Raw genomic sequence first — 13,412 nt, forward strand, 5'->3', positions numbered from 1 at the left:
CTATTAAATATACAGAATAAATATATTTTAATATTAAGAAAATTACTATGTAAGTAGGAGAAAATATTATGAGAGCAGTAAATAAGATAATAGTATCAGTAATAGTAATTCTATTAAATATCAATAGTTATCCACAGGGGATGTTAATAACTAAAAAGGAAAACTTTGTCGAAAATCCTATTCTTGTGGATAAACCTATAAAAGAAAAGACAAGTTATATAAATATTGATGTAGAAATTCCTCAGATTGTAGGACTTGCTAATAAGGAGAGGGAAAAAGATATCAACAGCAAAATTCTAGATAAAACTAATATGTGGATAAAAGATGTTAAAGATACAAGTGAGGATTTAAAGCCTACAATACCATATGAAGTTTTTGTTAGATATAGCTTAACTAATGATAATCAAGTTCTAAGTTTTTATATAGATTATTATCAGTTTAGTGGAGGGGCTCATGGAATAACTATAAGAGATACTTATAATATAAAAATAAGTAGTGGGGAAGATGTACAGTTAAAAGATCTATTTAATGAAGGATATGATTATACTAGTTATATTAATGAAGAAATAAGAAAAGAAGTAAATAAACATCCAGAATATTATTTCCCGGGAAAAGAAGGTTTTAATGGAATAAAGGAAAATCAACAGTTCTACATAAAAGATGGTAAGTTAGTTATACACTTTCCTTACTATGAAATAGCTCCATATGTATCAGGAATGCCAGAATTCGAAATAGAAATGAAAAAATGAAAGAATGAAGGAATGAAAAAATTAAGGAGGTTTTACTGTGTAAAACCTCCTAAGTTATAGAGATGATCTTATAAAAAATCTGCAAGGATTTTTTATAAGCATTTTTTCATTCTTTAATTTTTTCATTCTTTCATTAATAAAATGCGTTGCATTTTATTATGCTACTTTGCTTATATCATTCTTTTCTTCAACTATATTTTCTTTAGAAGATTTATTGCTAGATACTAAATCTCTTACTACCTTAATTACTTGAATAATTACAGTAGGTAGGAAGGCAAATAAGTAAATGTATCCTACTTGTGATCCAGTTAATACAGAAACTTCAAATAAGCTTTGCATAAATGGTAGGAATAAAACTGCATTTAGTAATAATAATCCTACACCAAAAGCCATCCAGCTATATCTATTTGAGAATAATCCAATAGATAATATTGATTTATCTCCTCTACAGTTAAATCCATGGAATAATCTAGCTAAACATAGTGTAGCAAAAGCCATAGTTGAACCAACAGCATCATTTACTTTTAAGCCCATGTAGAATGCAGCTAAAGTAAATATTGAAATTACTAAACCTTCAAGAGCGATTTCTGCTATAAGGTCTTTAGATAGTATTGAAGAATTTCTTCCTCTAGGTTTGTCCTTTAATAAATCTTTCTGAGACTTTTCCATACCTATTGCAATAGCAGGTAAACTATCTGTTAATAGATTGATAAATAGTAAATGTACTGCATGGAATGGCATTGGTAGTGCCATAATTGAAGCATATAATACTGATAATATACCTGAAGCATTACCAGATAATAAGAACTTAATAGAGTTCTTTATATTTTTATAAATATTTCTACCATTAGCGACAGATTTAACTATAGTTGCAAAGTTATCATCAGTTAAGATTACAGATGCAGCATCTTTAGATACTTCTGTACCAGTAATACCCATTGCTATACCGATATCCGCTTGTTTAAGTGCAGGAGCATCATTAACACCATCACCTGTCATAGCAACAATTTCATCTCTCTCTTGCCAAGCTCTAACGATTCTTATTTTATGCTCAGGAGAAACTCTAGCATAAACTGATATATGCTCTACATTTTCTCTAAGCTCATCATCTGTCATTTTTTCTAATTCAACACCTTCAATAGCTCTATCACCATCTTGTAAGATTCCTATTTGCTTAGCTATAGCAGAAGCAGTTATTTTATGGTCTCCTGTAATCATAACTGGTTTAATTCCAGCAGTTATACAATCTCTAACAGCTTCAGCAGATTCTTCTCTTGGTGGATCTATCATTGAAATAAGACCAAGGAAGGTATATCCATTCTCATGTTCTAAAGTTAAAGCATTGTCAGCAGTTTGAAACTCTTTATAAGCAAAGGCTAATACTCTTAAACCACTTTGAGATAATTGTTTATTAGTATTAATAATATTTTGCTTGTCCTCATAAGTTATATCTCTAACTCCAGAAGAAGTTTTAATTTTAACTATTCTATCTAAAAGTACATCGAAAGCACCTTTAGTAAACATTAAGTACTTGTTGTCAAAGTTATGAAGTGTACTCATAAGCTTTCTGTCAGAATCGAAAGGTATTTCCCCTAATCTTCCATATGTTTTTCTTAAGTCTAATTCTTCTATAGATAGTTTATGACCAAGGTTAACTAAAGCTACTTCAGTTGGATCTCCAATTTCTACCCCGTCTTTTGAAGTAGAATCATTACATAATATAGAAGCATTAACTAAATATTTAGCAACTTCATCATTTAAGTCACAATCTTCACCATCTACTAATTTATTATCAAAGTAAATTTTCTTTACAGTCATTTTATTTTGAGTTAAAGTACCAGTTTTATCTGAACATATTACAGATACAGAACCTAATCCTTCAACAGCTCTTAATTTCTTAACTATAGCATTTTCTTTTGCCATCTTTTGAGTTCCAAGAGCTAAAACTATTGTAACTATTGAACTTAATGCTTCTGGTATAGCAGCAACAGCTAAGGCAACAGCAAACATAAGAGAATCTAAAAGGTTAGTTCCTCTATAAAGACTTAAACCAAAGACTAAGATACAAACTATGAATATACCAATAGCAAGTTTCTTACTAAAGTCATCTAAGCTTACTTGAAGAGGAGTTTGCTTTTCTTGAGTTTCTTCCATCAGGTTAGCAATCTTACCTATTTCAGTATTCATACCAGTTCCAGTAACTACTACTAAAGCTCTACCATAAGTAACTAGAGAACCTGAGAATACCATGTTCTTTTGATCACCTAAAGCAATTTCTTCTTTTTCAATAATATCAACTATCTTGTCCACACTTTCGGATTCACCAGTAAGGGAACTTTCATTTACTTGAAGAGAGAAGTTTTGAATAATTCTACCATCAGCAGAAATCATATCTCCAGCTTCAAGAATTAAAATATCACCAGGTACTAATTCCTTAGATGGGATTTCTACTTTATGCCCATTTCTATATACCTTTGCACAAGGTGAGGATAAAGCTTTTAAACTATCCAAAGATTGCTCAGCTTTAAAGTGTTGAACAGTACCTAAAAGAGCATTAAGTACAATAACAGCAATAATTACTATTGTACTTTCTAAGCTACCAGTAATTGCAGAGATAACTGCAGCTGCAATTAAGATTAATACTAATAAGTCTTTAAATTGACTTAAAAATACTTGAAGTACCGTTTGTTTTTTCTTTTCAGTTAATTGGTTAAGACCATATTTTTCAAGGTTGTCCTTAAGTTGCTTCTCATTTAAACCGTCAGAAGTAACATTAAATTCATTTAGAACTTCTTCATAAGGCATCGAAAAATACTTTTTCATTTTGATTCCTCCAAACATTAATAATAAGAATATAGATAATTTCTGGGAGCCTATAAAAAAAGAGACTCTTAATACAATTTTTATTAGAATAAAAACTGTATTAAAAGTCTCGTTACCAAGATGGTATATAACACCAGACTATAATAGCCGCGAATGTTGATGTTATATTTTCAACTACTCCCTCTTAATGGAATATTTACTTATATTATTATAATAGATTGATTTAAAAAAAATGTCAATATATAATATTTGTATTTTCAAAATTTCACAAAACAAAATCAATGGCATAATATATAACATAGTATTTACATGGAGTTGAAAATTATTGATATACGGGCTAATATTAGCAGGGGGAAAAGGTACTAGACTTTATCCTTTATCTAGATCAGAAAGGCCTAAACAATTTCTTAAAGTTATTAATAACAAAAGCTTTCTACAAAACACAGTAGAGAGAGTAACACCATTAATAGATAAGGACAATATTTATATAGTGACAAATAAGGAATACCAGGATAAAGTTAAGCTTGAGCTTGAAAATATTAATTCTAATAATATATTTACAGAGCCTATGAATAAAGAAACTGCCACATGTATAGGCTTATCAGCAGTTAAGCTGTTGAAAAAAGATAATGATGCTATTATGGTTGTTTTACCATCAGATCATCATATTGAAAATGAAAAGCTGTATATAGAAACTTTAGGGCAAGCTGTAGATATTGCAAATAAAAGGAGGGGAATAGTAACCTTAGGGATAACCCCAAGCAGGGCAGAAACAGGATATGGATATATTGAGATGGGACAAAGAATCCAAGGGGAAATACCTAGTTTTAGAGTAGCTAGATTTACTGAAAAGCCTAATATTGAGGTAGCAAGGGACTTTTTATTAAAGGGTAGTTATTTATGGAACTCAGGTATGTTTATTTTTAGAGCTGATGTAATACTAAGAGAAATAGAAAAATATCTTCCTAAGCTTTATAAATCTTTAATGGAAATTTATAAGCATTTGGGAGAAGATGATGAAGAGGAAGTTATTAATGATCAATATTCATTAATAGATGGAATCTCAATTGATTTTGGAGTTATGCAAAAAACAAGAAAGGCTTTTGTTATAAAAAGTGATTTTATTTGGGATGATATAGGAAGCTTTTCAGCCTTAAGTAGATATTTAATAGAAAATAGAAGTAATAAGGTTAGTGAAAATGTATATCTTCAAGATAGCGAAAATTGTGCAGTTTTTGGGGAGAAAAACTTAGTAATAGGCTTTGGCATTAAGGATTTAATCATAGTAGACGCTGGAGATGTGATACTAGTGATGGATAGAAATAGGGAGCAGGAAATAAAGCATTTACTAAATGATTTAAATGATAAGAATGGGTATAGGGATTTTATTTAACTTGCAAAATAAAGGTTGTAATTTAGGTTTAGACTTAAGTTACAACCTTTTAATTTTTATATGTAATAGGCTTAAATCATGAAAAATATTTAAAAAAGGTATTGCAAAATCAAAAAGTTGGAATATAATAAAACTATACCACCCCCTGGGGGTGGGGGTAAAAAGAATAGGAATTATCTTTTTATATAAAATATAATTATGATCTAAAGGAGATGAATGCTTTGAAAGATAAATATAAGATAAGCGGAATGACCTGTTCTGCATGTGCAAATAGAATCGAAAAAGGTGTAAGCAAGATGGAGGGGGTTAAAGAAGCAAATGTAAACTTTGCAACTGAAACTTTAAATGTAGAGTATGATGATTCAGCACTTAAGCCATTAGATATTGAAAACAAGGTTGAAAAGTTAGGCTATAAGGTAGAAAAAAATATAGAATCTCATAACTATAAGATAGAAGGAATGACATGTACTGCCTGTGCAAGTAGAGTTGAAAAAGTTACAAATAAAATGCCAGGTGTTGAAAATGCTGTAGTTAATTTTGCAACAGAAAAGTTATCAATAAGCTTTGATGCAGATAAAGTAACTTTTGGAGAAGTTAAGGCTACTGTTGAAAAAGCAGGATATAAGCTAATAAGAGAAGAAGATAATGTTAATAATGAAGGAAAAAAAGTTACTGAACAAAGTAAGTTATTAAAAAGATTAATATTATCATTAGTATTTACAGTTCCACTACTAATAATAACAATGGGACATATGGTAGGTATGCCACTTCCAGAAATTATAGATCCAATGATAAATCCATTTAATTTTGCTATTATTCAATTAGTATTAACTCTTCCTGTAGTTTTAACAGGATATAAATTCTATTCTATAGGATATAGGAATTTATTTAAGTTAAGCCCCAATATGGATTCTTTAATTGCAATAGGAACTAGTGCAGCATTTATTTATAGCCTTTATGGAACTTATGAGATTTATATGGGTGATGCACATTTTGCAATGATGTTATATTATGAAGCATCAGCAACGATATTAGCATTAATTACATTAGGTAAATATTTAGAATCTGTTTCAAAAGGAAAGACATCTCAAGCAATTAAAAAACTTATGGGATTAGCTCCAAAAACAGCAACTATAGTTAGAAATGGTAAGGAAATAGTTCTTCCAATTGATGAAGTTATTGTTGGAGATATAGTTATTGTTAAACCAGGTGAAAAATTACCGGTTGATGGTGAAGTTGTTGAAGGAAATACATCAGTTGATGAAGCAATGCTAACAGGGGAAAGTATTCCTGTAGAAAAGACTGTTGGAAGTAAAGTAATAGGTGCAAGTATTAACAAAACAGGATTTATTAAATATAAAGCAACTAAGGTTGGTAAAGATACTGCATTAGCTCAAATTATTAAGCTAGTGGAAGATGCTCAAGGTTCAAAAGCTCCAATTGCAAAAATGGCTGATATAATAGCTTCTTATTTTGTACCAATAGTAATTGGTCTTGCTATATTTGCAAGTATAGCTTGGCTAATAGCTGGTGAAACTGGAACATTCTCATTAACTATCTTTATAGCAGTTTTAGTTATAGCGTGTCCATGTGCTTTAGGGCTTGCAACTCCAACAGCTATTATGGTTGGAACAGGAAAAGGTGCTGAATATGGAGTGTTAATTAAAGGTGGAGAAGCCTTAGAAGTTACTCATCAAATAGATACTATTGTATTTGATAAGACAGGTACAATCACAGAAGGTAAACCAGTTGTAACTGATATTGTTACAAGGAATATATCAAAGGATGAATTACTAATACTTGCAGCAAGTAGTGAAAAAGGTTCAGAGCATCCATTAGGAGAAGCTATAGTAAAGGGTGCAGAAGAAAAGAATCTTACATTAAAAGAGATATCTAACTTTAATGCAATTCCTGGACATGGAATTCAAGTTGAAATAGAAGGAAAGAATATATTACTTGGTAATAAGAAATTAATGGTGGGAAATTCTATAGAAATCGGAGATTTAGGAAATGAATCTGATAGATTAGCTAATGAAGGTAAGACACCTATGTATATTGCAATAGATAATAAATTAGAAGGAATTATAGCTGTTGCAGATACAGTTAAAGCAAGTAGTAATGAAGCAATTGAAAATCTTCACAAGATGGGAATAAAGGTTGCAATGATTACTGGAGATAATAAAAAGACAGCTGATGCAATTGCTAAGCAAGTTGGAATAGATATAGTATTATCTGAAGTATTACCAGAAGATAAGGCAAATGAAGTGAAAAAGCTTCAAGAAAAGGGTAGTAAGGTAGCGATGGTTGGAGATGGAATCAATGATGCTCCAGCATTAGCACAAGCTGATATCGGAATTGCCATAGGAACAGGAACAGACGTAGCTATAGAATCTGCTAATATAGTTCTTATGAAGGGCGATTTAAGAGATGTATCTACAGCTATTAAATTAAGTAAAGCAACTATTAGAAATATAAAACAAAATTTATTCTGGGCATTTGGATATAATGTTTTAGGAATACCAGTAGCTATGGGATTATTACATGTATTTGGTGGACCATTATTAAATCCAATGATAGCTGCAGCTGCAATGAGTTTAAGTTCAGTATCAGTATTAACAAATGCATTAAGACTAAGAGGATTTAATCCAAATAAATAATTAGTTAAGGAGAAATGAAGATGAAAAAGAAGATTTTAATTGAAGGAATGAGTTGTAATAATTGTGTAGCTCATGTGACTGAAGCGCTAAATGAGTTAGAGGATTCAAAGAACGTAGAAGTAAATTTAGATGGAAAATATGCATTAGTTGAAACAAATGTGAAAGATGATATTATAACAGAAAAAATCGAAGATATGGGATATGATGTTGTTAGAATAGAAAATATTTAAGAGGAAATAAAGGCTGATATTCATTAGAGTGTCAGCCTTTTTATGGATATACTATAGATATTAATATTTTTAAGTATTATTTAAGAAATGAAAATGTATTTTAAGAAAATTTAGGTGTATAATCAAATAAAAACCTTAATAAGTTGGATAATTAGAAACATTTTAATAATTTATTATGATGTAAGGAGAGGAATATGGGGACAGATAAGAAGAGGAATTTTATAATAAACGTAATTTATATACTAATTGTAGGTGCTATTTTATATATTACATTAAAATATGCCTTAGGATGGTTTTTACCTTTTGTAGTTGGATTTGGTATAGCCTTTATTCTTAAGCCTTTAATAAATTTATTAACTAAAAAATTAAAGATTAAAAGGAAGGTTGTAGCTGGATTAACAGTTTTAGTTTTTTATGCAACAGTAGGAGCCTTAGTTACATTATTGCTATTTAAGCTTGGATTAGTCATGAAGGATTTGTTTACAAAGCTACCAAGTTTATATGTAAATACTATAGAGCCTTTAATATATGAACTATCTGCTAAGGCTGAAGAGATTTTAGTTAATTTAGATCCTGCATTGCTTCAGGCTATTAAACAAGCTATAACATCAATAGCTGATTCTTTAGGCTCTATAATTTCAAGTGTATCTTCAGGAGCTGTTTCCTTTATAACCTCAACAGTTTCTGTGGTTCCTAGCTTCTTTATTATATTAATTTTTTCTATAATTTCATCCTTCTTTTTTGCTATGGATTATGAGAAGATTACAAGTTTTGTTATAAGACAATTTTCGCCTAAGGGAAGAGAAATAGTATTAGATATTAAAGAATATATAGTAGGAACTTTATTTAAAATAGTAAAGGCTTATTCAATATTAATAACTATAACATTTATAGAACTATCTATTGGATTATCTATACTTAGGGTTGAAAGTGCAATTTCTATTGCTTTAATAATTGCTTGTGTAGATATATTACCTGTTCTTGGTACAGGGGGAATAGTGATACCTTGGATATTTATAGAGTTATTTAAAGGAAATACAGCCTTGGCAATAGGATTAACTATAATTTATGTTGTTATTACAATTATTAGGAATATACTTGAACCTAAAATAGTTGGTGAACAAATAGGATTGCATCCATTAATTATGTTAATTTGTATGTTTGTTGGAGTAAAGTTTTTTGGAGTCTTGGGATTATTTATTTTACCAATAATAGTAATAATATTAAAGAATTTAAATGATAGTGGGAAAATACATATTTTTAAGTAGTATGTATTTAGAGAAATGTTAGGAGAATGTATGGAAATAGAATTTTATGATGGTGGTAGTATTGATAATGAAAAATTATTATATGCCATAGTAGTGTCTAGATATAATGGTAAGTGGGTTTTTGTAAAGCATAAGGAAAGAAGTACTTGGGAAATTCCAGCTGGTCACAGAGAAGAAAATGAAGATATAAATTACACAGCTAAAAGAGAACTTTTTGAAGAAACAGGAGCAAAAGAATATAAAATTACATATATATGTGATTATTCTTTAAAAATTAAGGGAAATAAAAGTTATGCTTCATTATTCTTTGCAAAAATAGAAAAGTTAGGTGAATTGCCTGATTATGAAATAGGTGAAGTTGGTTTTTTTGATGAAATTCCAGAAAATCTTACTTATCCTAATATTCAACCTAAGCTTCATAATAAGGTAAAAGAAGAAATAAATAAGTTTGTTTTTTAATATATATAGTATTATTATTAAACTATAAAGAACAAATGGGGTGAGTAAGTTATGATGATGAACACTCACAAAGCTTTAGCACAAGGATTTATTAATGGATTAGAAGATGATAAAGCCTTTATTATTAGTAGTGGACATTTTATATGGGGAAATTTAAAACCGGATTCTGCATCAAAATATAAATTTAAAAAACATTATTTTGATGAGAGCTTTGATATGATAGTTAAGAAGATAGAATTTTTATCTTCATTAACATTAGATGATATTTATATAAGATATTCATTAGGAAAATTTAATCAGGAATTAGGAGTAGTATGTCACTTCTTATGTGATTACTTTTGTGTACCACACTTTCAAAGATGGGAGTTTAAAAGTCCTGGTGCCGTAAAGGACCATGTATTATATGAAAATGACCTAAATAAATATGCTAAGCTTTGCACAATAAGACAAGATATTAATACTAGTTTAAAATCAGAAGATATAAGAAAATATATAGAAAAGCTTCAAAAAGAATATGAAGGTAATGTTTCTTATGAAAAAGACTTAATATATGCAAGCCATATGTGCAATACAGTAATTCACTTAATATTAGATGAAGTAATTTTAAACCAAAAGCTAAAAGAGCATATTGCATTAGTTATATAGTTAAAAATTAGAATTAAATATAAAAAATAGAAACTCAGAATTTCTGGGTTTCTTTTTTTATTTATTTATGTGATATATGAAAAAACCTATATCTTTAATAGAAGCTAGGAAAATAGTAGGTTACATATAGCTATTTTTTATATCACTAGTAATTTTAACCTTAGAATAGTTTCTCTTAAGATACAAAATATAAGTTTAAAGATTAAATATATTTAAGGGGAAAATGTTGACAAAGAAATAAAATCTGCATATAATAAAAACAAAGGAACATATGAGCAGTTGTTCATATGTAAAAATGAATGGAGGAAGCTGATATGGGAGAAAATAAATTAGAAAGCTGTAATTGTACTATAATTCATAAGGATGTAGTTGAAAAAGTAAAGGGAAACTTACCAGAAGAAGAAATTTTATATGATTTGGCAGACCTTTTTAAAGCTTTTAGTGATTCTACAAGAATTAAGATTTTATATGCACTATTTCAAGAAGAATTATGTGTTTGTGATTTAGCAGCTTTACTAGAAATGACTCAATCTGCTATTTCTCATCAACTAAGAGTTTTAAAATCAAACAAGCTTGTAAAGTTTAGAAGAGATGGAAAAGTAATATATTATTCTTTAGCAGATGATCATATTAAGCATATATTCCATGAAGGCTTTAAGCATATATTAGAATAAGGAAGTGGTGAGAAAATGAGTAACAAAGATATCAAACTAGTATTATCAGGATTAACATGCGCTAACTGTGCTAGTAAAATAGAGACAAGAGTTAATAATTTAGATGGAGTAAAGGAAGCTAATTTGAACTTTACAACTTCCACTTTAGTTATTGAAGGAGATGGAAGTAAGAAAGAGGATGAATTAATAGTTAAAGCAAAAGAAATAATAAATAAGCTTGAACCAGAGGTTAAGGTTTATAATAAAAATGAAGTTAAGGAACCAATTAGAAATACTTCTTCTTGTGCTGATGGAACATGTTCTATAGAAGAGGGTTCACATGATAAAGATAGTCATAATCATCATTCTCATAGTGATTCTAATGAGCACTCTCACGAAGATGGACATGGTCATGATCATTCTCATAATGAACCTATTACTTTAAAAGAAAATATACCTTTAATATTAGGGGTAATTATATATGCATTTGCTTTAATATTTAAGAGTGAATCAGTATTAAATATAATATTATTTGTAACAAGTTATATTTTAATTGGTGGAAAGGTCTTAACTACAGCAATTAAAAATATCTTTAGAGGAGAAATATTTGATGAAAACTTCTTAATGACAGTAGCTACTTTAGGAGCATTCTTTGTTGGAGAGTATCCAGAAGCTGTAGCAGTTATGTTATTCTATGAAGTTGGTGAGTTATTCCAATCATATGCAGTTAATAGATCAAGAAAATCAATAACTTCTCTTATGGATATAAGAGCTGACTATGCAAATGTTATAAGAAATGGTGTAGAAGAAAAAGTAAATCCAGAAACAGTTAATATAGATGAAGAAATTATAGTAAGACCAGGAGAAAGAGTTCCTTTAGATGGTATTGTAATAGATGGAACAAGCTTTGTAGATACTTCAGCTTTAACTGGTGAATCAGTTCCTAGAGAAATATCTATAAATGAAGAAATTTTAGCTGGCTGTATTAATACTAATGGAGTTTTAAAAGTTAAGGTAAGCAAAAACTTTAAGGAATCAACAGTTTCAAGAATTTTAGAATTAGTTGAAAATGCTTCAAATAAAAAAGCTCCAACTGAAAAGTTTATTACAAGATTTGCAAGAGTGTACACTCCGATAGTTGTGTTCTTAGCTTTAGCCCTTGCGATAATACCTCCTTTAGTAATTAAAGATGCAACATTTAATGAATGGATATATAGAGCATCAATATTCTTAATTGTATCTTGTCCATGTGCATTAGTAGTATCTATTCCTCTTGGATTATTTGCAGGTATAGGTGGTGCATCTAGAAAAGGAATATTAGTTAAAGGTGGAAACTATTTAGAAGCCTTAAAAAATATCGATTCAGTAGTATTTGATAAAACAGGTACTTTAACTAAGGGTGTATTTAAGGTAACAGAAATAAATAATGTTAATATAGAAAAAGAAGAATTATTAAAGGTTGCAGCAATTGCAGAAAGTAATTCAAATCATCCAATAGCTCAATCAATAATAAAAGAATATAGTAAGGATGTTACTTCTTCAGAAGTTAAAGATTATGAAGAAATAAGTGGGCATGGAATTAAGACTACAATAGATGGACTTGAAGTGCTAATAGGTAATTACAAGCTTATGGAAAAATTCAATATAGCTTATAATAAGGTAGATTCAATAGGTACTATAGTTCATGTAGCGATAAACAAAGAGTATAAGGGTAATATAGTAATATCTGATGAAATTAAAGAAACATCAAAAGAAGCTATTAGTGGATTAAGAGAAATTGGTGTTAAACAATCTGTAATGTTAACAGGAGACAATAAGGCTGTTGCAGATAAAGTTTCTGACATTATTGGATTAGATAAGGTTTATTCAGAGCTGTTGCCAGGAGATAAGGTAGAAAAATTAGAAGAAATAATTAATAATAATAAATCAGAAGGAAAAGTAATATTCGTTGGTGATGGTATAAATGATGCCCCAGTTCTAGCAAGAGCAGATATAGGTGTTGCTATGGGTGGTATAGGATCTGATGCAGCTATTGAAGCAGCAGACGTAGTTTTAATGAAAGATAATCCAAAGGCTTTAGTAGATGCCATTAAAGTAGCAAGAAAAACTAATAAAGTATTATGGCAAAATATTATATTAGCATTAGTAGTTAAGGTGTTAGTATTAGGATTAGGTGCTTTAGGAATGGCTAATATGTGGGAAGCAGTAATTGCGGACGTAGGAGTAACTATACTAGCAGTAATAAACTCTACAAGATGTCTTAAATAAAAAACAAAAAAGCAAGAAGTATATTGACAAATTTCGATATTTTTCTTATAATTATTTGAGTTGAGAACAATCAGGCAATATGGGAGCATGCTAGATTTTACTTTAATTACAAGTTAGCTTGTACTAGTTAAGGCTTATGTATAACGGATCTGCTACGTTATATATAAGTCTATTTTTTATTTAATCTATGTATCAATAAATAGTTTGCATTTTGTGTGCCTATAGATCTTTAAATAAAAAATAATTTTAAAGTAAATCACATTAATT

At 29.2% G+C, this 13,412-nt stretch carries 10 protein-coding genes; 9 read left to right on the forward strand and 1 reads right to left on the reverse strand.

All coding sequences use genetic code 11. From position 1 onward, the window contains the following. Positions 1-68 precede the first annotated feature (68 nt). Entirely contained in the window at positions 69-749 is a 681-nt protein-coding gene (locus E6248_RS06725; protein WP_316340047.1) for a DUF3298 and DUF4163 domain-containing protein, read from the forward strand. 156 nt (positions 750-905) lie between these two features. Here the strand turns inward: E6248_RS06725 and E6248_RS06730 are convergent, their stop codons facing one another. Beyond that, positions 906-3,572, reverse strand: a complete 2,667-nt coding sequence (locus tag E6248_RS06730) for a cation-translocating P-type ATPase (protein ID WP_316340048.1) — start codon at positions 3,570-3,572, stop codon at positions 906-908. A 325-nt stretch (positions 3,573-3,897) separates the two neighbouring features. On the opposite strand from E6248_RS06730, the gene E6248_RS06735 reads away from it, so the two are divergent. The 8 genes from E6248_RS06735 (at position 3,898) to E6248_RS06770 (ending at position 13,145) form a co-directional block, all read left to right on the forward strand. Next, positions 3,898-4,965 carry a mannose-1-phosphate guanylyltransferase gene (locus tag E6248_RS06735; protein WP_316340049.1) on the forward strand — a complete coding sequence of 356 codons (1,068 nt, stop codon included), beginning with the start codon at positions 3,898-3,900 and terminating at the stop codon, positions 4,963-4,965. 221 nt (positions 4,966-5,186) lie between these two features. Continuing rightward, positions 5,187-7,622 carry a heavy metal translocating P-type ATPase gene (locus E6248_RS06740; RefSeq protein ID WP_396335137.1) on the forward strand — a complete coding sequence of 812 codons (2,436 nt, stop codon included), beginning with the start codon at positions 5,187-5,189 and terminating at the stop codon, positions 7,620-7,622. 20 nt (positions 7,623-7,642) lie between these two features. Beyond that, positions 7,643-7,852: a cation transporter gene (locus E6248_RS06745; RefSeq protein ID WP_316340052.1), complete on the forward strand. Its 210-nt coding sequence runs from the start codon at positions 7,643-7,645 to the stop codon at positions 7,850-7,852. Between the two features lie 194 nt (positions 7,853-8,046). Then, positions 8,047-9,120 carry a sporulation integral membrane protein YtvI gene (gene ytvI / locus E6248_RS06750; protein ID WP_316340053.1) on the forward strand — a complete coding sequence of 358 codons (1,074 nt, stop codon included), beginning with the start codon at positions 8,047-8,049 and terminating at the stop codon, positions 9,118-9,120. 30 nt (positions 9,121-9,150) lie between these two features. After that, positions 9,151-9,579, forward strand: coding sequence for an NUDIX domain-containing protein (locus E6248_RS06755; RefSeq protein WP_316340054.1), 429 nt, complete (start codon positions 9,151-9,153; stop codon positions 9,577-9,579). A 51-nt stretch (positions 9,580-9,630) separates the two neighbouring features. Next, positions 9,631-10,224 carry a zinc dependent phospholipase C family protein gene (locus E6248_RS06760; RefSeq protein ID WP_316340055.1) on the forward strand — a complete coding sequence of 198 codons (594 nt, stop codon included), beginning with the start codon at positions 9,631-9,633 and terminating at the stop codon, positions 10,222-10,224. Between the two features lie 314 nt (positions 10,225-10,538). Next, entirely contained in the window at positions 10,539-10,898 is a 360-nt protein-coding gene (locus E6248_RS06765) for a metalloregulator ArsR/SmtB family transcription factor (protein ID WP_316340056.1), read from the forward strand. A 15-nt stretch (positions 10,899-10,913) separates the two neighbouring features. Next, complete coding sequence (locus tag E6248_RS06770) at positions 10,914-13,145, forward strand: heavy metal translocating P-type ATPase (RefSeq protein ID WP_316340057.1); 2,232 nt, start codon at positions 10,914-10,916, stop codon at positions 13,143-13,145. The last annotated feature ends 267 nt before the right edge of the window (positions 13,146-13,412 follow it).

It is taken from the genome of Clostridium sp., assembly GCF_032552055.1.
Classification (GTDB): Bacteria; Bacillota; Clostridia; order Clostridiales; family Clostridiaceae; genus Clostridium.

Coding starts and splice junctions, on each gene's coding strand:
- E6248_RS06770 (WP_316340057.1), top strand. CDS start 10,914: ATGAGTAACAAAGATATCAAACTAGTATTATCAGGATTAACATGCGCT.
- E6248_RS06725 (WP_316340047.1), top strand. CDS start 69: ATGAGAGCAGTAAATAAGATAATAGTATCAGTAATAGTAATTCTATTA.
- E6248_RS06755 (WP_316340054.1), top strand. CDS start 9,151: ATGGAAATAGAATTTTATGATGGTGGTAGTATTGATAATGAAAAATTA.
- E6248_RS06760 (WP_316340055.1), top strand. CDS start 9,631: ATGATGATGAACACTCACAAAGCTTTAGCACAAGGATTTATTAATGGA.
- E6248_RS06745 (WP_316340052.1), top strand. CDS start 7,643: ATGAAAAAGAAGATTTTAATTGAAGGAATGAGTTGTAATAATTGTGTA.
- E6248_RS06765 (WP_316340056.1), top strand. CDS start 10,539: ATGGGAGAAAATAAATTAGAAAGCTGTAATTGTACTATAATTCATAAG.
- E6248_RS06730 (WP_316340048.1), bottom strand. CDS start 3,572: ATGAAAAAGTATTTTTCGATGCCTTATGAAGAAGTTCTAAATGAATTT.
- ytvI (WP_316340053.1), top strand. CDS start 8,047: ATGGGGACAGATAAGAAGAGGAATTTTATAATAAACGTAATTTATATA.